Below are 25894 nucleotides of genomic sequence, written 5' to 3' on the forward strand. Positions count from 1 at the left end.
TGCACAGTGTACTTTATTTGATCAAGTCCTCGATCTATTAGTATCAGTCAGCTCAATACATTACTGCACTTACACCTCTGACCTATCAACCTGGTAGTCTTCCAGGGATCTTACTAGTTAAACTATGGGAAATCTAATCTTGAGGTGGGCTTCACGCTTAGATGCTTTCAGCGTTTATCCCTTCCCGACATAGCTACCCAGCTGTGCTCCTGGCGGAACAACTGGTGCACCAGAGGTCAGTCCATCCCGGTCCTCTCGTACTAAGGACAGCTCCTCTCAAATTTCCTACGCCCACGGCGGATAGGGACCGAACTGTCTCACGACGTTCTGAACCCAGCTCGCGTGCCGCTTTAATGGGCGAACAGCCCAACCCTTGGGACCGACTACAGCCCCAGGATGCGACGAGCCGACATCGAGGTGCCAAACCTCCCCGTCGATGTGGACTCTTGGGGGAGATCAGCCTGTTATCCCCGAGGTAGCTTTTATCCGTTGAGCGATGGCCCTTCCATACAGAACCACCGGATCACTAAGCCCGACTTTCGTCCCTGCTCCACCTGTATGTGTCGCAGTCAGGCTCCCTTCTGCCTTTGCACTCTACGCGCGATTTCCGACCGCGCTGAGGGAACCTTTGGGCGCCTCCGTTACCTTTTAGGAGGCGACCGCCCCAGTCAAACTGCCCACCTAACAATGTCCTGTGACCAGATTCATGGCCTCCAGTTAGAATTCCAGTACTGTCAGGGTGGTATCCCAAGGGCGACTCCATAGAGACTGACGTCCCTACTTCTAAGTCTCCCACCTATCCTGTACAGACAATACCGAAATTCAATGCTAAGCTACAGTAAAGCTCTACGGGGTCTTTCCGTCCAACCGCGGGTAGCAAGCATCTTCACTTGCACTACAATTTCACCGGATTTGCTGCCGAGACAGTGCCCAAATCATTACGCCATTCGTGCGGGTCGGAACTTACCCGACAAGGAATTTCGCTACCTTAGGACCGTTATAGTTACGGCCGCCGTTTACTGGGGCTTAAGTTCATAGCTTCGCTTGTGCTAACTATTCCCCTTAACCTTCCAGCACCGGGCAGGCGTCAGCCCCTATACATCAGCTTACGCTTTAGCAGAGACCTGTGTTTTTGATAAACAGTTGCTTGGGCCTTGTCACTGCGGCCTGCTCTCGCAGGCACCCCTTCTCGCGAACTTACGGGGTCAATTTGCCGAGTTCCTTAGCAGCAATTCTTCCGACGGCCTTAGGATTCTCTCCTCATCTACCTGTGTCGGTTTGCGGTACGGGCACCACTTTGCTCCATAGAGACTTTTCTTGGCAGCATGGAATCAGATACTTCGCCAAAATAGGCTCCCCATAACACCTCAGACTTCGCGTTGAGCGGATTTGCCTGCTCAACATCCTAAGTGCTTAGACGCACATCCAATAGTGCGCACATCCTATCCTTCTGCGTCATCCCATTTGTCAAACGCATTATGGTGGTACTGGAATATCAACCAGTTGTCCATCACCTACGCTTTTCAGCCTCGGCTTAGGTCCCGACTAACCCTGGGAGGACGAGCCTTCCCCAGGAAACCTTAGATATTCGGCCAACAGGATTCTCACCTGTTTCTCGCTACTTATGCCAGCATTCTCACTTCTATACTGTCCACCGCTCCTTACGGTACAGCTTCAACCTGTATAGAAAGCTCCTCTACCACGTGTCTTACGACACATCCATAGCTTCGGTGGTAAGTTTTAGCCCCGGACATCTTCGGCGCAGGATCTCTCGACTAGTGAGCTATTACGCACTCTTTAAATGAGTGGCTGCTTCTAAGCCAACATCCTAGTTGTCTTAGAAATCCCACATCCTTTACCACTTAACTTACACTTTGGGACCTTAGCTGATGGTCTGGGCTCTTTCCCTTTTGACCACGGATCTTATCATTCGCAGTCTGACTGCCGGGGTACAAGTATATGGCATTCGGAGTTTGATAGGGTTCAGTAACTGTTGTCAGCCCCTAGCCCATTCAGTGCTCTACCTCCACTACTTAATTACCCGACGCTAGCCCTAAAGCTATTTCGAGGAGAACCAGCTATCTCCGAGTTCGATTGGAATTTCTCCGCTATCCACAGCTCATCCCATGGTTTTTCAACACCAACGTGGTTCGGACCTCCACGAAATTTTACTTTCGCTTCATCCTGGCCATGGATAGGTCACCCGGTTTCGGGTCTACGATATGCAACTAGTTGCCCTATTCAGACTCGGTTTCCCTTCGGCTCCGCACTAGAGGTGCTTAACCTTGCTGCATATCGTAACTCGCTGGCCCGTTCTACAAAAAGTACGCGGTCACACATAAAAGTGCTCCCACCGATTGTAGGCACACGGTTTCAGGTTCTATTTCACTCCCCTCCCGGGGTTCTTTTCACCTTTCCCTCACGGTACTGCTTCACTATCGGTCACTAGGTAGTATTTAGCCTTGGGAGATGGTCCTCCCTGCTTCCCACAAGGTTTCACGTGTCTCGTGGTACTCTGGAGTAGATCTGCTTCTCTTTTCTTTTTGCCTACAGGGTTATTACCTTCTGTGACTGAACTTTCCAGTTCTATTCGGCTAAGAAAATCGAAGATTTATGATCTATCCTCAACCCCAGAAACAAAGTTCCTGGTTTGGGCTCTTCCCCGTTCGCTCGCCGCTACTTAGGGAATCGATTTTTCTTTCTCTTCCTCTGGGTACTTAGATGTTTCAGTTCCCCAGGTGTACCTCTATATGCCTATGTATTCAGCATATAGTACTCAGCGTTAGCTAAGTGGGTTTCCCCATTCGGAAATCTGCGGATCACAGATTATTTGCATCTACCCGCAGCTTATCGCAGCTTATCACGTCCTTCATCGGCTCCTAGTGCCAGGGCATCCACCGTGCGCCCTTTTTAACTTGATCGTCATTCGTATATTTTCATTCCTGCTCCTTCGTTTCGTCAAGAATCTCTAAGCTCGCTCCATTGAAAATTTCTACCTCTTCGCATGCGTCATCCTAACGCGCTCAGAGCCTTGTTACGTCCTGTAACAAGATTACGAAATCTTCAATTACGCTCACTAAGAGCTTCTAAAACTCACTCAAGGTTTAGTCATGGAAAATATACTCATTCTTGGCTACTTAATGTTGTTTTGCTTTCGCAAAACTTTAAGTTTAATCAGCTTTACTTCTCATTGAAGTATTCTAGGTTTAATCTTTATATACACTGTGCAATTTTCAAAGAACAAATTTTGAAAGACCTTAGTCTCTCAAAATTAAACAGAATTAAGTATCCAGTCTATGAAAGCTTTGCTTTCATTTCTCCCTAGAAAGGAGGTGATCCAGCCGCAGGTTCTCCTACGGCTACCTTGTTACGACTTCACCCCAATCACCAATCCCACCTTCGGCCGCTGGCTCCATAAAGGTTACCTCACGGACTTCGGGTGTTACCGGCTCTCATGGTGTGACGGGCGGTGTGTACAAGACCCGGGAACGTATTCACCGCGACATGCTGATTCGCGATTACTAGCAACTCCAACTTCATGTAGGCGAGTTTCAGCCTACAATCCGAACTGGGACCGGCTTTTGAGTTTAGCTCCCCCTCACGGGATTGCATCTTGTTGTACCGGCCATTGTAGCACGTGTGTAGCCCTAGACATAAGGGGCATGATGATTTGACGTCATCCCCACCTTCCTCCACGTTAACCGCGGCAGTCTCGTTAGAGTGCTCAACTTAATGGTAGCAACTAACAATAAGGGTTGCGCTCGTTGCGGGACTTAACCCAACATCTCACGACACGAGCTGACGACAACCATGCACCACCTGTCTTCCTGCCCCGAAGGGCTTCCTCCGTTACGAGTAATTCAGGAGATGTCAAGTCTAGGTAAGGTTCTTCGCGTTGCTTCGAATTAAACCACATGCTCCGCTGCTTGTGCGGGTCCCCGTCAATTCCTTTGAGTTTTAATCTTGCGACCGTACTCCCCAGGCGGAATACTTATTGCGTTTGCTGCGGCACCGAAGGTGGTACCCTCCGACACCTAGTATTCATCGTTTACGGCGTGGACTACCAGGGTATCTAATCCTGTTTGCTCCCCACGCTTTCGTATCTCAGCGTCAGTTATGGTCCAGAAAGCCGCCTTCGCCACTGGTGTTCTTCCTAATCTCTACGCATTTCACCGCTACACTAGGAATTCCACTTTCCTCTCCCACACTCTAGATATCCAGTATCAAATGCAGCGCCCAGGTTAAGCCCGGGAATTTCACATCTGACTTAAATATCCGCCTACATACTCTTTACGCCCAGTAAATCCGGACAACGCTTGCCACCTACGTATTACCGCGGCTGCTGGCACGTAGTTAGCCGTGGCTTCCTCCTTAGGTACCGTCATTATCGTCCCTAAAGACAGAGCTTTACAATCCGAAGACCTTCATCGCTCACGCGGCGTTGCTGCGTCAGGGTTTCCCCCATTGCGCAATATTCCCCACTGCTGCCTCCCGTAGGAGTCTGGACCGTGTCTCAGTTCCAATGTGGCCGATCACCCTCTCAGGTCGGCTACGCATCGTCGCCTTGGTGAGCCCTTACCTCACCAACTAGCTAATGCGCCGCGGGCCCATCTTAGTGCGGATTACTCCTTTGATTATCCTATCATGCGGTAGAATAATGTTATGCGGTATTAATCTCCCTTTCGGGAGGCTATCCCCCTCACTAAGGCAGGTTGCCCACGTGTTACTCACCCGTCCGCCGCTAGAATCCCTCCCGAAGGAGTTCTTCTCGCTCGACTTGCATGTGTTAGGCACGCCGCCAGCGTTCGTCCTGAGCCAGGATCAAACTCTCAATTTAAAAGATTACTAGAAATCTTCGATTTCGTGTAAGCTTTTACTCCTCAGCTCTGCTGAGTGAGTTTCCTTAGCTCTACTCATAAGTTATTGACTGGCATTTATTTACCTTAATTCTGTTTAATTTTCAAAGACCAATTTCTTTTTCGCTGTCATCTGACAGCTTATTTAGTATAACAAACTCATTTTTGTTTGTCAACACTTTTTTTAACTTAATCTTTAATCTCTTAAAGATACATAATTGACAATTGCTCATTATCAATTGTCAGTTTATTTTTGGTCGTCTCTCGTGACGACAGGGATTATAATATCAAACTTTACTAAGCTTTGTAATATTAATATTTATTGTTAGATTAAATTATATTTATCTTAATAATTATATCTTTTATTTACTTATTTTTTTACATTGTGATACGCTTGGTAGTGTGTAAGAAAGTTCCTTATATTTAGAATGATTAGAGCAATAAACATTATGCCAAAACTTTTATCGCCAAGTTTAGCGGATGGTTTAACTATAGAACATAAGCTCATTATGATAATACAGGAGTAAACTATAATTCGCAGGTAAGTGGCAATTTCAGTAGATTCAAATAAAACTAAAGGAATACCTGCTAATAGGGCAATTGCCGCAAATAACAATTCCAATTTTTCAATTAAACTTAAATTTTTAAATGGCTTTTTAACATATAACTATATACCCCATATATGATTTATAAAGGTAAAATCACTCTAAAATGTTGAATATATTAAGAAGTCAAACAAAACCCTTCAAAATAAAGACTAGACAATTAGAATTTACTAATATATTAAAATGCACAACATATAATGTGCAATATCCATTCTATGTCGTGCATCTTTGAATTTATTATTTTATTTTTTACTCTTATAATTTGCGCACTATATCTTTAAATCTATTTCCTCTTTCTTCAAAATTAGGGAACATATCAAAACTAGCACAAGCTGGAGATAGGGTTACTATATCTCCTTCTACTGCTACCTCTTTAGCCTTATATACTGCCTCTTCAAAATCCTCTGTCATGAAGATAGGAAGATTTATGTTCTTTTCTTTTATGACTTTGTCAAAAGCAGCTCTTATTTTCTCCTTGGTAGCCCCTACTAAAATTAAAGCTTTGATTTTATCGTACCCTTCTTCTGCTAAAGGCTCAAAAGGTATATGTTTATCATAACCACCAGCTATTAAAATTACTGGTTTTTCAAAGGCCTTTAATCCTGCTAAGGTTCTAGTTGGACTTGATGCTATAGAATCATTATAGTATTTAACCTTATTAAGTTCCCTAACAAACTCACATCTATGTTCTACTCCAGTAAAACTAGTTGCAACTTTTCTCATGCTTTCTACACTCACATCTCCTGATACAAGACAGAATGCAGCTAAAAGATTTTCCACATTATGCATGCCCTTTAATTTTATTTCTTCTAATTTACATACTTTTTTTCCTAATATAATAAGATTATTATCTTCAAAGTATGCTCCGTTATCTATTTTTTCTTTAATGCTAAACTGCATTACTTTACCTCTGGCTTCTTTTACTAAAGAATTAGTTATATTATTATCTCTGTTTAATACTAATAAGTCTTCTGCCTCCTGAAACTTAAAAATGTTTTTCTTAGCCTCTATATACTCATTCATATCCTTATGAATATCCAAATGATTTGGACTTATGTTTGTTATTAGTGCAGAATCTATATGAACATCCATAGTCATAAGTTGAAAGCTTGAAAGTTCAAGTACCACCTTATCTTCTTTTTTAATCTGCTCTATATTTGCAAAAAGAGGATTTCCAATATTACCTCCTACCCACGTTTTATATCCTTCTTCTTTTAGCATATTGTACACAAGAGTTGTAGTAGTTGTTTTTCCATCACTTCCTGTTACGCCAAAAACTTTGGCAGGACAATATCTTACAAATTCCTCCATTTCTGAAGTTATATAAGCTCCAGACTCTTTAGCTTTTACAAGAGCAGGATTATCTATTCTCATAGATGGTGTCTTAAAAACCACATCAAAACCTATTAGATTATCTAAATAATTTTCTCCAAGTTCTAATTTGATTCCTTTTTTCTTAAACTCTACACCTATATTACCTAGACTATCTTCATCCTTTTTATCAAAGGCAGTTACTTTTGCTCCTAGTTGAACCAAAAAGTGAATTAGAGGAATATTGCTTATACCTATTCCAACAACTGCAACTTTTTTATTAGCTATAAATTCTTTAAACTCTTTAAAATCTTTTTTCATAAAGGAACCCCCAAATACTTATTTATTACGTCTTGTTACATTAACTTCAATTATAACACTTTATATATTTTATTGTATATGCTTAGTAAATTTTTAAAGTCTTTTTCTCTTCGAAATTATCTGAATTTAACAAAAATATAAACTTCAACTTTAACTCTTGCCAAAATTGGACACCTTGTGTTATACTATGCACGTGTCGTAAGCATTTGATGATGTGATTCCCCAAATTTTTAATTAGACACATAACATATCCCCATAATTAAACCTTATTTTCACCGGATATTTTCCGGTGCTTTTTAGTTTTTTGAAAAATTATGCAGAAACAATATTTTATTTCTCTACAAAATAAAATATTTATTTTCATGTATAAAAAAGCGGATTATTAAAAATCCGCTTTTTTACTAAAACTGTACTTTTTCTTCTAGGAATTTTTCTAGTTCATCTATACTTAATCTTACTTGGCTCATAGTATCTCTATCTCTTATTGTTACAGTATTGTCTTCTAGAGTATTAAAATCTACAGTTATGCAGTATGGAGTTCCTATTTCATCTTCTCTTCTATATCTCTTTCCTATACTTCCAGCTTCATCATAATCCACGTTAAACTTTTTACTTAACTTTTCATATACCTCTAGTGCTTTATCTGACAATTTCTTTGACAAAGGCAATACAGCAGCTTTAAAAGGAGCTAATGCTGGATGTAAGTGCATTACAGTTCTAACTTCTCCATTTTCAAGTTCTTCTTCATCATATGCATCAACTAAGAATGCAAGAGCAACTCTGTCAGCACCTAGAGAAGGCTCTATAACGTAAGGAACATACTTTTGATTTGTAGTTGGATCTAGGTAAGTTAAATCCTGTCCTGAATGTTCCATATGCTGTTTTAAATCATAATCTGTTCTATCTGCAATACCCCAAAGTTCTCCCCATCCAAATGGGAATAAAAATTCTATATCAGATGTTGCATTACTGTAGAAAGATAACTCTTCTTGAGAGTGATCTCTAAATCTTAAGTTTGATTCAGTCATGCCTAAGTCTAACAAGAACTTCCAGCAGTAGTCTTTCCAGTATTTAAACCATTCTAAATCTGTACCAGGTTCGCAGAAAAATTCTAATTCCATTTGTTCAAATTCTCTAGTTCTAAATGTAAAGTTTCCTGGAGTTATTTCATTTCTGAAGGATTTTCCTATTTGTCCTATACCAAATGGTACCTTCTTTCTTGAAGTTCTTTGAGCATTTTTAAAGTTAATAAATATACCTTGAGCTGTTTCTGGTCTTAAGTATATTTCTGATGTAGAATCTTCTGTAACTCCTTGGAATGTCTTAAACATTAAGTTGAATCTTCTTATATCTGTATAGTTTTTCTTACCGCACTTAGGACAAACTATATTATTATCATCTATATATTTCATTAATTCTTCACTAGTCCATCCATCTGCGCTAACATCATCTACACCATTTTGAGCCATATGCTCTTCTACTAATTTATCTGCTCTAAATCTAGACTTACATTCCTTACAATCCATTAATGGATCTGAAAATCCTCCAACGTGGCCTGATGCTACCCATACTTCTTTATTCATCAATATGCTTGAATCTAGTCCTATGTTATATTGGTTTTGTTGAATAAATCTTTTCCACCAAGCTCTTTTTACATTATTTTTAAATTCTACTCCAAGAGGACCGTAATCCCATGAGTTAGCTAGACCACCATATATTTCTGAGCCTTGAAATATAAATCCCCTTCCTTTACATAGCGCAACAATTTTATCCATTGTTTTTTCAACAGCCATTTTCCATACCTCCTATTTAATTTAACGTATAAATTAACGTATAAAAAAAAGACCTAACTTACCTAAAGGGACGAAATTTATGTTTCCGCGGTTCCACCCTTTTTGGCAATTAGCCCTCCTCTAACTAGTAATTAGCAACCAGCATAAGTGACAGCACTCTAAAGCTCCATTCATAATAAGTCTTTAGTTGTTTGCACCTACCACAACCTCTCTAAAAAACACTTATTATTACTCTTCTTTTTCATCGTGCTTAATATTATATTGTTAAATGTAATTTTATCAAAGATTATACAAATGTCAATATATTTCAAAAAATAAAAATGGCTCCGCGAAAAGGATTCGAACCTTCAACCTATCGGTTAACAGCCGAGTGCTCCACCGTTGAGCTATCGCGGAACGTTCATTACGTTAATTATTATACCTCGTTTTTTAAAAAATACAAGCGGAAAATAAAAAAATTTTATTTTTAATCATTAGAGAGTTTAAAAGGAGTTTGGGAAATCTCTTTCCTAAACTCCTACACTTCTAAACTTAGCGAAACAGCTAAACTACTATTTAGTTGGCTTCATAGTTGGGAATAGGATAACGTCTCTTATTGAGCGAGAATCTGTTAAGAACATTATAAGTCTGTCTATACCTATTCCTAATCCTCCTGTTGGCGGCATACCGATTTCTAATGCATTTATGAAGTCTTCATCCATCATATATGCTTCATCGTCACCTAGTTCTCTTTCTCTAAGTTGTTGTATAAATCTTTCCTTTTGAACTATAGGATCATTTAATTCTGAGTATGCATTACAGATTTCTCTTCCATATACGAATCCTTCAAATCTTTCTGTAAGCTCAGCATTACCTCTCTTTTTCTTAGTAAGAGGTGAATTTTCAACTGGGTAATCGCATACAAAAGTAGGTTGTATTAGCTTTTCTTCGCAGTATTCTTCAAATAAAGCTACTAATATATCTCCCTTTGTGCAGTCCTTAAGTTCCTTTTTAAGCTCTAGGTTCTTTTCTTTTGCTATTGCTCTAGCTTCGTCATCTGACTTAACTTCATTAAAGTCTACACCAGCATATTCTTTAACAGCATCTACCATAGTTATTCTTCTCCATGGTGGTTTAAAGTCTATTTCTGTGTCTTCATACATTACTTTTGTAGTTCCATTAACCTTCTCACATACATAAGCTACCATGTTTTCAGTTATTTCCATCATATCTGTATAATCTGCATATGCTTGGTATAACTCTATAGCTGTAAATTCAGGATTATGTCTTATATCTATTCCTTCATTTCTGAAGTTCTTTCCTATTTCATATACTCTTTCAAATCCACCTACAATAAGTCTCTTTAAGTAAAGCTCTGTAGCAATTCTAAGATACATATCTATATCTAAAGCATTATGGTGAGTTATAAATGGTCTTGCAGCAGCTCCACCAGCTATAGGAGAAAGTATAGGTGTTTCAACTTCTAAGAAATCTCTATTGTCTAAGAACTCTCTAATTGCCTTTATTATATTAGTTCTCTTTATGAAAGTTTCTTTTACTTCTTCATTCATTATTAAGTCTACATATCTTTGTCTATATCTTAAATCTGGGTCCTTTAATCCATGGAATTTTTCTGGCAAAGGTCTTAAAGACTTAGTTAAAAGTTCAAAATCAGTAATATGTAAAGTAACTTCTCCAGTCTTAGTCTTAAATACCATACCTGTTACAGAAATAAAATCACCTATATCGAAGGTTTTATATTCCTTAAGTCTTTCTTCTCCCACATCATCTATCTTTATATATAACTGCATCTTTCCATATCTGTCATGTAGATCAGAGAATCCTGCTTTTCCGTGAACTCTCTTAGACATAAGTCTTCCTGCAATAGTTACAGTTTTTCCTTCAAGTTCATCGTAATTATCCTTGATTTGTTTAGATGTATGTGTTCTTTCAACTTTATATACATCAAAAGGATCTTTTCCTGCTGCTTGAAGATCTGCTAGCTTCTGTCTTCTTTCTTTTATTAAATTATTAAACTCTGCTTCTTGCTTTGCCTGCAGCTTTTGCTGCTTTATTTCTTCCTTTGTCAATTGCTTTTCCGCCATTAGAACATCCCTCCGTTTATTCAGTTGTTACTTAATTATACCATACCATTAAACTGTAATCTCTAATATTTCAAATTTGCTAACTCCATCTGGAACTGGTACATCTACTATATCCCCAACTCTTTTTCCTATAAGAGCTTTACCAACTGGAGATTCATTTGATATTTTGTTCTCCATAGGATCCGCTTCTGCAGAACCTACTATGTGGAATTCTATTTCTTCATCAAATTCGTAATCTTTAACCTTTACACGAGAACCAACGCTTACAGTTTCTAAAGATATTTCACTTTCATCAACTACGTTGGCATTTCTTAACATATTCTCAAGCTGCACTATTCTTCCTTCAACAAAAGCTTGTTCATTTTTAGCTTCATCATATTCAGAGTTTTCACTTAAATCTCCATAAGATAATGCTACCTTTATTTTTTCAGTTATTTCTCTTCTTTTAACTGTTTTTAAATATTCTAATTCATCTTCTAATTTTTTCACGCCTTCAGCAGTCATTATATATTTCTTTGAATCGCTCATTTTCTTTACTCCCCTTTTAAGTATATTTGTAGAATTTATAATCCTATTGACATGCAACTATTTAAGTTATTATAAAACAGCACCTTTCTAATGTCAACACAGATATTCTATTTTTTTCCATACAGCAACATACAGTATTTTCTTATTATTCTTATGAAAATACTCCTTTTGTTATTCATTTAATATAACTCTATTAATTATCTACATTAATTTATTATTTATACAATAAATTTATATATTATACTGTATTAAAGTATGACGCATTATAGATTTCACGATTCTATTGTTTCCTTATAGCTATATAGTATTTCAAATACCTTACTGCTGCTCTTTTCCACGTTGATTTTATTTTTAATGTCAGTACAGTTTTTTATTCCTTTTATATACCAACCAATATGCTTTCTCATTTCTCTTACAGCCTTTGCTTCTCCATGATATTCTATAGCAAGGCTTAAGTGTCTTATACACATATCTATTTTTTCAGAATCAGTTGGGTATACCACTTCTTTCCCTTTTAGCACTGAATCAATCTGATTAAAAATCCATGGATTACCCATGGCACCTCTAGCTACCATTATGCCATCACACTTAGTCAAACGTGCAAGCTCCATGGCATTTTCAGCAGAAAACACATCACCATTGCCTATTACAGGTATAGTTACAGCTTCTTTTACTTTTCTTATTATATCCCAGTCAGCTTTTCCTTCATACATCTGAGCCCTGGTTCTCCCATGAACAGCTACAGCATCTGCTCCAGCCTGCTCCATCTCCTTTGCAAAATCCACAGCATTTATATTATCTTCATCAAAACCTTTTCTAAATTTAACGGTTACAGGTTTATTTGAAACCTTCTTCATTTCTCTAATTATTTCTGCTGCTAATTTAGGATTCTTCATAAGAGCAGAGCCTTCTCCATTTTTAACTATTTTAGGCGCAGGGCACCCCATATTCACATCTACTATGCAAATATCTTTATCTTCATTTAACATTTCGCAGGCCTTTGCCATAATCATAGGATCATTTCCGAATATTTGAGCAGCCACTGGCTTTTCTTCTTCACTAAGCCTTAACAAATCTTTTGTATTCTTGCTGTTATAGTACAAGCCCTTTGCACTTACCATTTCAGTGTATACAAGGCCGCAGCCCATCTCTTTGCATAACCCTCTAAAAGCTATATCAGTAACTCCAGCCATAGGAGCTAAAAACACATTATTTTTAAATTCTAAATTACCTATTTTCATTTAAATCCCTACTCTTTATTTTTTTCATAGATAATTCTAAGTCCCTCCAAAGTTAAAAATGGACTAACTTCATCTATAGTTTTAGATTCCTCGGCAATAAGAGTGGCAAGTCCTCCTGTAGCTACTACATAAGGTTCTTCCTCTCCTAAATCCATCATCTCTTTTTTCATCTTTGTAACTATATAATCAACTTGACCAATATATCCATAAATTATACCAGCTTGCATACTTGAAATAGTATTTTTACATATTACACGAGAAGGTCTTACAAGTTCTATTCTTGGAAGCTTAGCTGCTTTTTCAAATAAAGCATCTGCTGAAATTTTTATTCCTGGACATATTGCTCCCCCTAGGTAATCTCCTTTTTTAGTTACAGCACAATAAGTTGTAGCAGTGCCAAAGTCTATTATAACCAAAGGTTTTTCATATATTTCATGTGCTGCTACAGCATTAACTATTCTATCAGCTCCAACAGATTTAGGGTTATCATATTTTATGTTTATTCCAGTCTTCACTCCCGGTCCAACAACTACAGGGTCAATTTTAAAATACTTTCTTATCATATGCTCAATAGAATACATAATATTTGGTACTACGGATGATATTATAACTCCTTTTATATCTTTTGGGTCTATATTATTATAAGAGAATAGTTTTAACACTTGTATCCCATATTCATCGGCAGTTCTTTTCGCATCTGTTCCTACTCTACATTCCACAATAAGCTCTTTATCCTTATAAATTCCTAGAACTATATTTGTATTTCCAGCATCTAAAACAAGTATCACTATAATACACTCCTTAATAAAATTATAAGAGCAGTATAGTACTGCTCTTCATCTAAACTTCATAGTAGCCTATATAACACTTTAATTTTAACAAGTAGCTACAATTTGTCAAGTGGATTATCCTAGAATAATCCCACTATTGTGCCATCTTCTAATATATCCATCTTATTAGCAGCTGGCACCTTTGGCAATCCTGGCATAGTCATTATATCTCCTGTTAATACTACTATAAACCCAGCTCCACTTGAAACCTTAACTTCTCTGACAGTTATTTTAAAATTCTTTGGCTTTCCTAGAAGTGATGGATTATCTGATAATGAATATTGGGTCTTAGCAATACATATAGGCAATTTATCTAAGTTTAATTTCTCTATATCTCCAATTTGCTTTTCAGCAGCTTTAGTATACGCCGCTCCATCAGCTCCATATATCTCTTTAGCTATAATCTCTATTTTTTCTTTTATAGGCAACTCTTTTTCATACAGACACTTAAAGTGACTTTCTTTCTCAGAAAGAATATTTAGAACTTCTTTAGCAAGCTCAATTCCGCCTTCTCCGCCTTTTTCCCATACCTCTGTAAGAGCAACAGGCACTCCTAGTTTTCTGCAAAAGTCTTCTATATATTTTACCTCATCAACGCTGTCTGTCAAAAACTTATTTATAGCTACCACTACTGGGACTCCATACTTCTTTATATTTTCTATTTGCTTCTCAAGGTTTTCTATACCCTTTGATAGTTTCTCCACATCTGGTTTAGATAATTCATCCTTAGCTGCTCCACCGTGGTGTTTTAAAGCTCTTATGGTAGCAACTATTACAACACAGTCTGGATTTAAGTTTCCATATCTGCATTTTATGTCTAAGAATTTTTCTGCACCTAAGTCTGCTCCGAAACCAGCCTCAGTTATTGCATAATCTCCAAGCTTTAAAGCCATCTTCGTTGCAAGTATGCTGTTACAACCGTGAGCAATGTTAGCAAAAGGTCCTCCATGAATTATTGCTGGAGTATTTTCTAAGGTCTGAACTAAATTTGGTTTTATGGCATCTTTCATTAAAAGAGCCATAGCTCCTTGAACTCCTAAATCCCTGCAGTATACAGGTTCTCCATCTAAATTATAAGCTACAAGTATATTTCCAAACTTCTCTTTAAGCTCCATTAAGCTATTTGATAAACAAAGAATAGCCATAATTTCAGAAGCTACAGTAATCATAAATCCGTCTTCCCTTAAAAAACCGTTGACCTTTCCGCCCATTCCTACTACTATTTGGCGCAAAGCTCTATCGTTCATATCCATTACTCTTTTAAATACTATTCTTCTAGAATCTATTTTAAGAGCATTTCCTTGATGTATATGGTTATCTATAGCTGCAGCTAAAAGGTTATTTGCTGATGTTATTGCATGCATATCTCCTGTAAAATGTAGATTAATATCTTCCATAGGAACTACTTGAGAATATCCTCCCCCTGCAGCTCCACCTTTTATTCCAAATACCGGTCCAAGAGATGGTTCCCTTAGTGCAATAACAGCATTCTTATTTAATTTGCAAAGTGCCTGCCCCAACCCTACTGTAACCGTAGACTTTCCTTCTCCAGCTGGTGTAGGATTTATAGCTGTTACTAAAATTAGCTTTCCGTCTTTATCTTTTTCTTTTCTTTTTAAAACGTCTAAAGATATCTTACATTTATAATTTCCATATAACTCTATATCATCTTCATTTAGGCCTATCTTTTTAGCTATATCTACTATTTTTTCCATTTTAGCACTTTGTGCAATTTCAATATCACTTTTCATTCCATAGCACCCCTTATAAACAAAGTTCTAAAACTTGAATGGAGATTTTAATCCATTCAAGTCTTAGAACTATTATTTTTGAATTCTTTTTACAAACTGCTCTTTATCAACTATGTATCTGATATGTGTTCCCTCACCAATTTTAGCTACTTCATCATAAGCTTCTACTTCAAATATTAATCTTTTTCCTTCTACCTTCTTTAGAATAGTTTCACATTTAACCTTCATGCCAATAGGAGTAGCTTTCATATGCTTTACATTGATTTCTATACCAACTGTTGCATATCCTTCTGGTAAAGCATCCTTAACACTAGCCTGAGCAGTATTTTCCATCAAAGCAACCATAGATGGTGTTGCAAAAACATTAACTAGACCTGATCCAACCTTTATTGCAGAATGTTCATCGGTAACCACCATTTCCATAGTTCCTTTAGTTCCTTCTTTTACATTGAATTCCATATAATCACCTCTTTAAATAGAATTATTACAAGTTTCCCCCAATAATCCTAATTATAATTAAAAATAAGCAAAAAGTATAGAGCCTATATTAAGACTCTATACTTTTTAATACTATAATATACTATATTTCTTCACTATTCTTGTCTTTATTTAAATCTACAGACTCTGATGAATCTACAGCTTCTTCACCAGTTATAGGTTTTCCTTCTACTATAGCATTGAACTCTTCTCCACTTATCTTTTCTTTTGCAAGAAGAGCCTGAGCTACAGCATGGAGCTTATCAATGTTATTCTTTAGTATTTGTTCAGCTTTGTTATAGGCTTCATCTACTAAAGCTTTTACTTCTTTATCTATTTCAAAAGCAACTTCTTCACTATAATCTTTTGCCTTTGCAATGTCTCTTCCAAGGAATACTTCATCATGTCCGCTGCCGAATGTAATTGTTCCAAGACTTTCGCTCATACCGTATTCCATAACCATCTTTCTTGCGATAGTAGATACTCTTTGTATATCGTTTGAAGCTCCTGTGCTTATGTCTCCTATAATTAATTGTTCTGCTACTCTTCCACCTAAAAGGCCTACCATTTCATCCTTAAGTTTTGATTTAGATGTATATGCTGTATCCTTTTCTGGAAGATGCATTGTATATCCTCCTGCCATGCCTCTTGGAATTATACTTATTTCATGAACAGGATCAGAATGAGGAGAGAACTTCATAACTATAGCGTGGCCTGCTTCGTGATATGCAGTAAGTTTTCTATCTTCTTCATCTATAACTCTGCTCTTTTTCTCAGGTCCTGCAATTACTCTAGTTACAGCCTCTTCAAGTTCCTCCATACCTATTCTCTTCTTATTACTTCTAACTGCAAGAAGTGCAGCTTCATTCATCAAGTTCTCAAGGTCAGCACCTACAAATCCCGGTGTTCTCTTTGCAAGAACTTTAAGATCAACCTCATCTGATAAAGGCTTATTTTTTACATGAACCTTTAAGATCTCTTCTCTACCTTTTACATCTGGAGCGCCAACTAAAATTTGTCTGTCAAATCTACCTGGTCTTAATAATGCTCTATCTAATATATCAGGTCTATTAGTAGCTGCTATTAATATTATTCCTTCATTAACTCCAAAACCATCCATTTCAACTAGCAATTGATTTAGAGTTTGCTCTCTTTCATCATGTCCTCCACCAAGTCCAGCACCTCTTTGTCTACCAACTGCGTCTATTTCGTCTATAAATATGATACATGGTGAATTTTTCTTAGCCTGCTCGAATAAGTCTCTTACTCTTGATGCACCTACACCTACAAACATTTCAACAAAATCTGAACCTGATATACTGAAGAAAGGAACTCCAGCTTCTCCAGCAACAGCTTTAGCAAGCAAGGTTTTTCCTGTTCCTGGGGGACCTACAAGAAGTACTCCTTTTGGAATTCTAGCACCCATCTCTAAGTACCTTCTTGGATTTTTTAGGAAGTCAACTATTTCTTCTAATTCATCTTTCTCTTCATCGGCACCTGCAACATCATTAAATGTTACCTTTTGTTTGTCTGGGTTAGCTAGCTTTGCACGGCTTTTTCCAAAGTTCATAACGCCTCTGTTTCCACCGCCGCCTTGGGACTGCTGCATTATCATAAACCAAAATCCTACAAGCATAAGTATTAAGATTATAGTTGGCAGCCAATTTATCCATACAGGCATTGATGTTGGAGGTTCAAATCTAACTTCAACATCAGGATTAGGATTTTTTATCATTAAATCTTGTATTAATAACTCTTGTGGAACTGTAGCTTCAAATTGAGTTTTATTTTGATCTCTAAGTTCCCCAATGACTGTCATTTTATCCTCATTTACCTGAATTCTAGAAATTTTATTTTCATTCCAATATTGTTTAAATTGGTTGTATGATATGACTCCTGCACTTTTACTAGTTTCTAACAACGCCAGTGAGGCTAATATCACAAGAACCAATACTATTATCCAGGCTGTAGCACTTGAAATTTTTTTCACATTAAAGCCCCCCATCTTTCTGGTAGTTTTATATCTGATTTTATCATATCAATTTTTCCTTTACAATAATAATTATTATTTATTTTTTATAAACATTTTCCTTTAATATTCCTACAAAAGGCAGGTTTCTATATTTCTCAGCATAATCAAGTCCATAGCCTACTAAAAAGTAATTTGGCACATCAAATCCTAAATATTTTGCGCTTATCTCCACTTTCCTTCTATCAGGCTTATTTAATAGACATGCGATTTCAACACTGCTAGGATTTTTTGCTACTAGATACTTTTTCAAATATTTTAGAGTAATACCTGAATCTACTATGTCTTCAACTATAAGCACATGCTTATTTTCAATTTCAAAATCTAAATCCTTTATTATTCTAACCACTCCTGAGGTTTCAGTGGAATCTCCATAACTGGAAACAGCCATAAAATCCATGCTGCAAGGTATTTCTATCCTTTTCATTAACTCTGCCATAAAAGGAACTGATCCTTTTAATACTCCTACAAGTATAAGATCTTTTCCCTTATAATCTTCACTTATCTTTTTACCCATTTCCTTAACTTTTTCTGCTATCTCCTCTTCAGTAAACAGCACTTTTTCAATGTCATTTATCATTCACTTTTTCCTCTCTTTCAATTTTAATTTGTAATATAGTTTTACTATGGCTTTCAACCTTAAACTTATCACTTATTCTATATCCTATAACCCAGCCTATTTCATCTCCAAATATAATCAAAGGAATATTATCTCTCTTCTCCTTTGAAATTTTTAAATCTATAAATAAATCTTTAAGCTTTTTGCTTCCTTTCATTCCAAGAGGGGTAAATCTATCTCCATTTCTCCTGAACCTTAAACTTATATCTCCAACTATTTTATCGTAGTCAAAATACTTAACTAAATTATCTTCTTTGAGATTGACTTCATTTTTATTATTTATTATGTTTAAGCTTACTATTAGCCCTATATCCTTCAGATTATTTTGAGAATTTAATGCAAGCTTATGCTCTATTTCCTTATTTTCTTCTTCCTTTTTATCTCTACCTATGTACAAATAAACTTTTCCATAATCATTTAAAGCCCTCACTCCACTAGGCAGCATTATAGACTTACCTGTGGTTCCTCTCTGAATATCAATAATATCATAAATATGGCCTTTTTCAAAATTATATAAATTCCCAACAATCTCCTTTAAAGCCATCCTTATAATTCTAGTCATCACTGCATCATGTTCTCTAAAAACTTCTTCTTCTATCACAATTGCATCTTTTTCTTTTTTACAATACTTTTTATACTTTTCAAGGGCTACCTCATTTATATAGTCATTATCAATCTTTATAGTATGAGATAATCTATTTAAAGATTCAACTATATCTGGATTAAAGTTTTTTTGTATATAAGGAATCATTTCCAATCTTATTTTATTTCTTGTATATATATTTTCTAAGTTGGTTTTATCAATTCTTGGTCTTAAATCATGCTTTTCACAATAATCCTCTATCTCTTTTCTTTGTATATCTATTATAGGCCTTACATATACATCATCTCTAACAGCTCTTATGCCTATTAGCCCATCTAATCCTGTACCTCGAAACATTCTCATAAGTACTGTTTCTGCTTGGTCATTAGCATTATGAGCTAAAGCAATTTTGTTTCCTTTTATATTATGCAATACTTCCTCAAAAAAATTATATCTTACTTCTCTTCCTGCAGTTTCAGAAGACATTCCCTTATCTTTGGCTATCTTATTAACATCTGCCCTTTTAACATAACATTCTATGTTAATATTTTTACAAAACTCTCTTACATAAGCTTCATCTTTATCTGCCTCTTCTCCTCTAAGACAGTGATTAACATGAGCTGCTGCAAGGCTTATGCCTAATTCTTTCCTAAGAGTATAGAGCAAATGAAGAAGACAAATAGAGTCTGGTCCTCCTGATACAGCTACAACAACCTTATCTCCATGGTTAAACATATTATTTTCTCTTATAGTACTTCTAACTTTATCTATCAAGCAAAACAACTCCCACATATTTCTACATTTATTTATTATAACATAAATATAGGCTATGTTTGCAAAAGTATTTTGAAACATAGCTTATATGTTTAACAAATAAAATCTTAGTAAAGACTATACACCTTACATACTATAGCGGTCATATCGTCTTTAGCCTTTCCACCTCCTAAGTCTTTTGCTCTTGAAATTATTCCTTCCACTAGTTCTTTAGGATTATTTATGCTGCTTTCCTTAAGATAGTCAACAACCCATTCTACTCTTCCTACGCTGTCATTATCATAATCTAATACTCCATCACTCATCATCACTATAATATCTCCATTTTTAACCTTTTTATTAATTATATCTATATCCACCTTGTCTAATACCCCTATTGGCAGAGTTTTAGAGCTTATAACATCTATATTATTGCCTGATTTTATAAAGCTTGATACTGCACCCACCTTCATGAACTCAATATCCCCAGTATATAAATCCAGACTGCTCAAGTCTAAAGTAGAAAACTTCTCATCTTCTGAGAATTTTAATGACATTATGGAATTAACCGTATTTATAGCTGTAGTCTTGCTTATGCCGGCTTTGGCAAACTTTTCAATCAATTCTACTGCCGCCTTACTTTCTTCGCTGGCTTCAGGCCCTGAACCCATGCCGTCGCTTATTATACACATATAACTTCCATCAGTCATTTTTCCAAAGCTGTAGCTATCCCCATTATACTTCTCTCCATCTTTACATTGTCTTGCAACGTATGTAGCAACATAAAATTTAGGAGTTTCTTCAAAACTAATAGTACACATAGATGTTACAGGGTCAATATTGCATCCCTCATCACTTATGCACATAGACTTTTCTACAACCTCATTTATTAAAGGAAGCATTTTCTTTACGCATAACTGGGCTCCACCACAAGAATCTAAAGTTAATCTGACTACTAACCTATCATTTTTATCTTGAAAACAAAATATATCATTATACTTAATGTTTTTCTTCTCAAAAACTTTTCTTATCTTCTTTTCTGCTTCATTGTTCAGCTTAATATCAGAATTGAACTCTTCCATTACCTCTTTTAGAGAATTTGCCATATTACCGATCTGAGTAGATAGTATTTCTCTGCCTTCACTTAACCTTTTTCTCCACATTTCATTGATTATATAATTATTTACTATTTCCTGAGTATTTTTCTGTAATATAGTTCTTTTAATGCATTTTCTCTCAATCTCCTGGGGCATTGTCTTCCTTTTCCCCTCTTGATAGCTTTGAATCAATTCTCCAAAAGCTATATAAGTATAGTACGCTTCCTTTTTCCAGCACATTGTGTTCATATTACAGGAGCCGCATACTCTATCAGCAAGATTTTCAATAAGAGCACTGCTCTTGTTTTTCATAACCAACTTATCATTGTTAGCAAGGCTGTTCAAAGTGCCAGATATGCTGTATAGCACATGAGAAAAGCCATTTAGCCTTTCTAAAAGCATATTTTTTATCTTATCTACATAGTCTTTATTTAGATATTGCTGTTTTTTCTCCCAATCTAATTCTAAATTGATTCTTCCATATACTTTGTTTGGTATAACCAAAAAAACACCTACAGCTATAATTATTTCTATTAACTTAAATTCTAAACCTATATTAGTATAAAGTTTTAATATTATAAAAGTTATTATGTACGAAAAAGCTGTTAAAACCTTTCCACTTTCTTTGAAAATCCCAGCCATAAGTCCACATAAACCATATACACCTATAAATATAAGCATATTATTTGAGGATATTCCTATTATAGTTCCAATAGCTATTCCACTTGCTGCTCCAACAGTGCTTCCATTTATATAGCTCAGCATTAATATAAATGTTAAAGCTAAAATATTTCTGATAGAAGTTCCAGCTATACTTATCCCCCATGTTCCCGATAACATAATAGAGATTAGTATAGCCATGCTTATTACTTCTTCGCTGCTAAATAAATGCTTTGTTTTTAATCCTGACATGCATATTACTGAACGCTCCAGAATAAAATATATTGGAACTATACAGATCATCTGAAGAAATGCTGTCAAAAATGCCACATTAAAAGTTAGATTTCTTATAATAAATTCAGTTAGCAATAGTTCAATAAATACAATACTAAATATTATAGATAATGTAGTCTTTTTTGACTTTCTATTAAGAAGATAGCTTAAAGCAGCTATACTACTTACTGCTATTAAATATCCTGGCAAATTGCTGATTTTATTATATATAGACACATATCCTAAAAAGCACCCAGCTGACATTGGAATCATAAATTCATCTTTATACATAAATATGACCACAAGAAAAGCTATTCCAAAAGGAGCAATAGTATTATCACTATTTAACAGTACTACTCTACTCACTAATATAGACATCATAATATAAGTAAGATTCTTGATCGCCAATAAGAATTCTATCTGCTTTTTATGTTTTTTTTCTTTGCTTTCTTTACTAACTCTTTTATATGGTAACACCTCTTGTCCATATTGCATAAAAACACCCCCGAATTCCATAATTGATAAAATCAATTATATCAGAACTCAATGGAAATAATTGTCAATTAATAAGATAGATATATTTTTTTCGTAAGACAGGAAATCTAACGCTTATGTAAAATATTACCAATAATTTTTTTATTCTACATTTCTTTGATATTTGATAACAAAGAGAGGAATTGTAAAGTGAAGACGATGAAAAGTGGAGAGTGGAGGCACTAAAGCGCCAGTGGAGAAGTGGAGAAAAGAGTTTAGAGAGTGTAGGACTGGGCTTGGTGTAAAGAGTTTGAAATTTAGGGAATGTAGGTGCATGAGTTAAAAATAAAAAAATCCGCAGGAAAATGCGGATTTTGTTTGGTAGCGGAAATAGGACTTGAACCTACGACACTTCGGGTATGAACCGAATGCTCTAGCCAGCTGAGCTATTCCGCCATATTGCCAAAAAACAAATGGTTGCGGGGGTAGGACTTGAACCTACGACCTTCGGGTTATGAGCCCGACGAGCTACCAACTGCTCCACCCCGCGATACTGGTGCTGGAGACCGGACTTGAACCGGTACGGAGGGTTAGCTCCGCAGGATTTTAAGTCCTGTGCGTCTGCCGATTTCGCCACTCCAGCATGTGAAAATCATATATTTTATTTTTCTTTTGTTTTGCCGCTATCTCTTAGCGACATAGATTATTATATATTAATCATGTATAAGTGTCAACTACTTTTTTGAATTTATTTTTTAAATTTCTTTTTTAGGTTTGTTTTTTAAAAGTTGCTATTTTCATACTTATCAATTTATCATATAAAAAATCCGTAGAAAAATCTACGGATTTCGTTTGGTAGCGGAAATAGGACTTGAACCTACGACACTTCGGGTATGAACCGAATGCTCTAGCCAGCTGAGCTATTCCGCCATGTTTATTGGTTGCGGGGATAGGACTTGAACCTACGACCTTCGGGTTATGAGCCCGACGAGCTACCAACTGCTCCACCCCGCGATATTGGTGCTGGAGACCGGACTTGAACCGGTACGGAGGGTTAGCTCCGCAGGATTTTAAGTCCTGTGCGTCTGCCGATTTCGCCACTCCAGCATTTGTTATAATCATATATTTTTCTTTTGTTATCTCGCTATCTCTTAGCGACATAGATTATTATATATTAATCATATATAAGTGTCAACTACTTTTTTTAAATTTATTTATATTTTTTGTCGTATTATAAGAAAAACGGGCATCATTTTTTTAAATTGAACATCATTCACGGGATTTGTATTGTAAAAAGCATTGAACAAGCTAAAAGAATTAAAAAAAGGACTATAATTAGTCCTAGTCCTTTTTTATTTATGATCAACCTTTTCTAGAATATCTGTTTCCCTTTACATTTTGATGCTTTTTTATGTCTTGAAATCTTTCTTCACTGTCTTTCAAGAACTTGGATATAGCATCTTCAAAATTTGTGTTGCTTGCTTTATTTCTCTCTTTCTCCCAGTCCACTTCTGCAGGTCTTGATGATTTTTTGTTAACCATAGCTTGTTTTATAGATAAGCTCAATCTTCCATTATCGTCAACAGCTATAACTTTAACTTTAACTTTATCCTGTTCTTTAAGATGCTCTCTTATATCTTTGACATATGTGTCCGATACTTCAGATATATGAACCAGCCCCGTTTTCCCCTCCACTTCTATGAATGCTCCAAACTTTGTTATGTTGACTACTGTACCCTCTAGGATACTCCCTAACTTTAAGGTCATGTTAATAAAACTCCTCCTTGATATGTTTATATAATTAAATTATAAATAAGCTATGGTTTAATCATTTTTCTGTATTACCGCATTCTCTCCTTGCTTAATAAATCCTAGTTTTTCTCTGGCTAGTCTCTCCACATATCTGTAAGTCTTAGATATCTTGGTCTCATCTACTAATCTTTCATGTTCTTTAATTGTTTTATCTAACTCAACTTTGTAAGTTTGTAGCTGAATTCTCTTATTTCTTATAGTTATCTGTTGATTTACCAATATATAGCATACATACCCTAAAAGCAAAACTGTACCTATTTTTTTAATTTTAGATTTCCTTTCCATATGTAGTTCCCTCTAAAATTGTATTTTATTCATATTTATATTTTAGTTTTGTTTTAGATTTTATTCAAGGAGTTTTTTATTTATTTTTCTTAGCAATCTTGCAAAGCATAAGCTGCAATGGATATAAAAGGAAATTTATCATTACTCTTAAGATTCTTGCCAAAAACATCATAAATCTATACTGTATTTTTAAGAAATATTTACTCATCAACTTCACATATATGTATAAGCCAAGAGCTATATATATATATAAATGTACTCCAACATACATATATCCAGTGTAAAGCAAAAAAATAAAGACTAACAGCGCTGCAAAAATCCAAAATAATATATCCTCTATAAAGGTTAATATCCTATTTGGATTTTCAAACCCTCTAATAAGCCTATATATATCAAATAACAGTCCTGTAAGTATTCCTGCCAATATGCTGTATAATATCATATTAATTTGAGTGTGTATTGGTATTAACATAATAATCTACCTAAACAACCTTGCTATAATGCTTTCATTATCTTTTTTGCTTTCTGTGGTTGTGTATACGCAGGAATTTACACGTCCTATTATTGCTACATCTCCATTTTGCACATCCAATTTTTGCATTTTAAGTTCTTGTCCTCTTATAGTTAAAGTTCCAAGGCTTGTGTCAAGAGTTATGGTCTTATCGTCAAAATTTATAACTTCCACTACTCCAGTAAGCGTTAATCTATTTCTATTTTCAAGCACTAGGCTGCTCTTTTGGTTTTCTATATTTTCTCTTTTTACTTCCATAAACACCCCTCCCTTTTATAAATATGTATATGCCCGCATCGCAGTAAATATGCAATCGGCAAGGGAGAGGCTTATAATAAAATTCTATTTGGATTATATACTATTCTGCCTGTGCTTCCTCCGAATCATCATATATTATCTCATACATAAGTTTAGCATCAGACTTTAAAGCATGATGTGTTATATTTACTACCTTTGCCTTTAAGGTACCTTTAGCAAATTTAACTTCTATTATGTCATTTTCATTTACATCTGTGCTTGGCTTTGCAACCTTTCCGTTTATAAACACCCTTCCACTTTCGCAGGCTTCCTTAGCTACAGTTCTTCTTTTTATTATTCTTGAAACTTTAAGATATTTATCTAATCTCATAATTACCTCCATTTAGAATAAAAGGTCAATAAAACAAAAAACCCAGATTTGCACCTAGGTTTTTATTTTAGTTTTTTTATTCTATTTCTTATTTATTAACCATATCCTTAAATTCTTTACCAGCTTTGAATACTGGAACTGTTGATGCTGGTATAGTTATTTCTTCTTTAGTTCTTGGATTTCTTCCCTTTCTTTCTGCTCTTTCACGAGTTTCAAAAGTTCCGAATCCAACTAATTGAACCTTTTCACCTTTGCTTAATGTTTCTTCAACACTTTCTATAAAAGCCTTTAATGCAGCTTCTGCATCCTTTTTTGTCAATTGTCCTTTTTCTGCCATACTGGTAATTAATTCTGATTTATTCACTTTTGTTAC

The 25894-nt window shown here is 35.7% G+C and carries 18 protein-coding genes, 7 tRNA genes, 2 rRNA genes and 1 other annotated feature; all 27 genes read right to left on the reverse strand.

What is annotated here, in order from left to right; translation table 11 throughout:
- Nucleotides 1-17: 17 nt before the first annotated feature.
- Nucleotides 18-2921 (reverse strand): 23S ribosomal RNA (locus ACFWTK_RS04795).
- Between the two features lie 404 nt (nt 2922-3325).
- Nucleotides 3326-4837, reverse strand: a 16S ribosomal RNA gene (locus ACFWTK_RS04800).
- Together the 16S and 23S rRNA genes form the textbook arrangement of a ribosomal RNA operon.
- An 879-nt stretch (nt 4838-5716) precedes the next feature.
- Nucleotides 5717-7093 (reverse strand): UDP-N-acetylmuramoyl-L-alanine--D-glutamate ligase, encoded by a 1377-nt coding sequence (gene murD, locus ACFWTK_RS04805; RefSeq protein ID WP_415874965.1) that lies wholly within the window; start codon nt 7091-7093, stop codon nt 5717-5719.
- A gap of 401 nt (nt 7094-7494) precedes the next feature.
- Nucleotides 7495-8886: a glycine--tRNA ligase gene (locus tag ACFWTK_RS04810; RefSeq protein WP_415874966.1), complete on the reverse strand. Its 1392-nt coding sequence runs from the start codon at nt 8884-8886 to the stop codon at nt 7495-7497.
- A gap of 63 nt (nt 8887-8949) precedes the next feature.
- Nucleotides 8950-9140: a binding site (T-box leader), on the reverse strand.
- Nucleotides 9141-9207: 67 nt separating this feature from the next.
- Nucleotides 9208-9282, reverse strand: a tRNA-Asn gene (locus ACFWTK_RS04815).
- Nucleotides 9283-9437: 155 nt separating this feature from the next.
- Complete coding sequence (gene lysS, locus ACFWTK_RS04820) at nt 9438-10970, reverse strand: lysine--tRNA ligase (protein ID WP_415874967.1); 1533 nt, start codon at nt 10968-10970, stop codon at nt 9438-9440.
- A 48-nt stretch (nt 10971-11018) separates the two neighbouring features.
- Nucleotides 11019-11498, reverse strand: a complete 480-nt coding sequence (greA, locus tag ACFWTK_RS04825) for a transcription elongation factor GreA (protein ID WP_415874968.1) — start codon at nt 11496-11498, stop codon at nt 11019-11021.
- A gap of 272 nt (nt 11499-11770) precedes the next feature.
- Nucleotides 11771-12739 (reverse strand): tRNA dihydrouridine synthase DusB, encoded by a 969-nt coding sequence (gene dusB, locus ACFWTK_RS04830; RefSeq protein WP_415874969.1) that lies wholly within the window; start codon nt 12737-12739, stop codon nt 11771-11773.
- 8 nt (nt 12740-12747) lie between these two features.
- Nucleotides 12748-13527 carry a type III pantothenate kinase gene (locus ACFWTK_RS04835; RefSeq protein WP_415874970.1) on the reverse strand — a complete coding sequence of 260 codons (780 nt, stop codon included), beginning with the start codon at nt 13525-13527 and terminating at the stop codon, nt 12748-12750.
- Between the two features lie 122 nt (nt 13528-13649).
- Nucleotides 13650-15320, reverse strand: a complete 1671-nt coding sequence (locus tag ACFWTK_RS04840; RefSeq protein WP_415874971.1) for a formate--tetrahydrofolate ligase — start codon at nt 15318-15320, stop codon at nt 13650-13652.
- Between the two features lie 72 nt (nt 15321-15392).
- Complete coding sequence (locus tag ACFWTK_RS04845; protein ID WP_415874972.1) at nt 15393-15779, reverse strand: thioesterase family protein; 387 nt, start codon at nt 15777-15779, stop codon at nt 15393-15395.
- A 121-nt stretch (nt 15780-15900) separates the two neighbouring features.
- Nucleotides 15901-17787 carry an ATP-dependent zinc metalloprotease FtsH gene (gene ftsH, locus ACFWTK_RS04850; RefSeq protein ID WP_415874973.1) on the reverse strand — a complete coding sequence of 629 codons (1887 nt, stop codon included), beginning with the start codon at nt 17785-17787 and terminating at the stop codon, nt 15901-15903.
- A gap of 79 nt (nt 17788-17866) precedes the next feature.
- A complete protein-coding gene (hpt, locus tag ACFWTK_RS04855) occupies nt 17867-18406 on the reverse strand; it encodes a hypoxanthine phosphoribosyltransferase (RefSeq protein WP_415874974.1) in 540 nt (179 codons plus the stop codon).
- The gene (tilS, locus tag ACFWTK_RS04860) at nt 18396-19802 is read right to left on the reverse strand and encodes a tRNA lysidine(34) synthetase TilS (RefSeq protein WP_415874975.1); all 1407 of its coding nucleotides are present in this window, start codon (nt 19800-19802) and stop codon (nt 18396-18398) included. The genes hpt and tilS overlap by 11 nt, the downstream gene beginning before the upstream one ends.
- Before the next feature lie 107 nt (nt 19803-19909).
- On the reverse strand, nt 19910-22306 hold the full coding sequence (gene spoIIE / locus ACFWTK_RS04865; RefSeq protein WP_415874976.1) for a stage II sporulation protein E: 2397 nt from the start codon (nt 22304-22306) through the stop codon (nt 19910-19912).
- 358 nt (nt 22307-22664) lie between these two features.
- Nucleotides 22665-22741, reverse strand: a tRNA-Met gene (locus tag ACFWTK_RS04870).
- Nucleotides 22742-22759: 18 nt separating this feature from the next.
- Nucleotides 22760-22835 (reverse strand) — tRNA-Met (locus ACFWTK_RS04875).
- A gap of 4 nt (nt 22836-22839) precedes the next feature.
- A tRNA-Leu gene (locus ACFWTK_RS04880) sits at nt 22840-22928 on the reverse strand.
- 210 nt (nt 22929-23138) lie between these two features.
- Nucleotides 23139-23215, reverse strand: a tRNA-Met gene (locus ACFWTK_RS04885).
- Between the two features lie 8 nt (nt 23216-23223).
- A tRNA-Met gene (locus ACFWTK_RS04890) sits at nt 23224-23299 on the reverse strand.
- A gap of 4 nt (nt 23300-23303) precedes the next feature.
- Nucleotides 23304-23392 (reverse strand) — tRNA-Leu (locus ACFWTK_RS04895).
- 255 nt (nt 23393-23647) lie between these two features.
- Nucleotides 23648-24052, reverse strand: a complete 405-nt coding sequence (locus ACFWTK_RS04900; protein ID WP_415874977.1) for a S1 domain-containing RNA-binding protein — start codon at nt 24050-24052, stop codon at nt 23648-23650.
- Between the two features lie 57 nt (nt 24053-24109).
- A complete protein-coding gene (locus ACFWTK_RS04905) occupies nt 24110-24382 on the reverse strand; it encodes an FtsB family cell division protein (protein WP_415874978.1) in 273 nt (90 codons plus the stop codon).
- Between the two features lie 76 nt (nt 24383-24458).
- Nucleotides 24459-24854, reverse strand: coding sequence for a spore cortex biosynthesis protein YabQ (gene yabQ / locus ACFWTK_RS04910; RefSeq protein ID WP_415874979.1), 396 nt, complete (start codon nt 24852-24854; stop codon nt 24459-24461).
- Nucleotides 24855-24860: 6 nt separating this feature from the next.
- Nucleotides 24861-25151 (reverse strand): sporulation protein YabP, encoded by a 291-nt coding sequence (gene yabP, locus ACFWTK_RS04915; RefSeq protein ID WP_415874980.1) that lies wholly within the window; start codon nt 25149-25151, stop codon nt 24861-24863.
- Between the two features lie 100 nt (nt 25152-25251).
- Nucleotides 25252-25521, reverse strand: a complete 270-nt coding sequence (locus ACFWTK_RS04920; RefSeq protein ID WP_415874981.1) for an RNA-binding S4 domain-containing protein — start codon at nt 25519-25521, stop codon at nt 25252-25254.
- Between the two features lie 88 nt (nt 25522-25609).
- Complete coding sequence (locus ACFWTK_RS04925) at nt 25610-25885, reverse strand: HU family DNA-binding protein (protein WP_415874982.1); 276 nt, start codon at nt 25883-25885, stop codon at nt 25610-25612.
- Nucleotides 25886-25894 lie beyond the last annotated feature (9 nt).

The organism is Clostridium sp., from assembly GCF_047777555.1.
GTDB lineage: Bacteria > Bacillota > Clostridia > Clostridiales > Clostridiaceae > Clostridium_H.

Coding starts and splice junctions, on each gene's coding strand:
- murD (WP_415874965.1), bottom strand. CDS start 7,093: ATGAAAAAAGATTTTAAAGAGTTTAAAGAATTTATAGCTAATAAAAAA.
- ACFWTK_RS04810 (WP_415874966.1), bottom strand. CDS start 8,886: ATGGCTGTTGAAAAAACAATGGATAAAATTGTTGCGCTATGTAAAGGA.
- lysS (WP_415874967.1), bottom strand. CDS start 10,970: ATGGCGGAAAAGCAATTGACAAAGGAAGAAATAAAGCAGCAAAAGCTG.
- greA (WP_415874968.1), bottom strand. CDS start 11,498: ATGAGCGATTCAAAGAAATATATAATGACTGCTGAAGGCGTGAAAAAA.
- dusB (WP_415874969.1), bottom strand. CDS start 12,739: ATGAAAATAGGTAATTTAGAATTTAAAAATAATGTGTTTTTAGCTCCT.
- ACFWTK_RS04840 (WP_415874971.1), bottom strand. CDS start 15,320: ATGAAAAGTGATATTGAAATTGCACAAAGTGCTAAAATGGAAAAAATA.
- ACFWTK_RS04845 (WP_415874972.1), bottom strand. CDS start 15,779: ATGGAATTCAATGTAAAAGAAGGAACTAAAGGAACTATGGAAATGGTG.
- hpt (WP_415874974.1), bottom strand. CDS start 18,406: ATGATAAATGACATTGAAAAAGTGCTGTTTACTGAAGAGGAGATAGCA.
- spoIIE (WP_415874976.1), bottom strand. CDS start 22,306: ATGCAATATGGACAAGAGGTGTTACCATATAAAAGAGTTAGTAAAGAA.
- ACFWTK_RS04900 (WP_415874977.1), bottom strand. CDS start 24,052: ATGACCTTAAAGTTAGGGAGTATCCTAGAGGGTACAGTAGTCAACATA.
- ACFWTK_RS04905 (WP_415874978.1), bottom strand. CDS start 24,382: ATGGAAAGGAAATCTAAAATTAAAAAAATAGGTACAGTTTTGCTTTTA.
- yabQ (WP_415874979.1), bottom strand. CDS start 24,854: ATGTTAATACCAATACACACTCAAATTAATATGATATTATACAGCATA.
- yabP (WP_415874980.1), bottom strand. CDS start 25,151: ATGGAAGTAAAAAGAGAAAATATAGAAAACCAAAAGAGCAGCCTAGTG.
- ACFWTK_RS04920 (WP_415874981.1), bottom strand. CDS start 25,521: ATGAGATTAGATAAATATCTTAAAGTTTCAAGAATAATAAAAAGAAGA.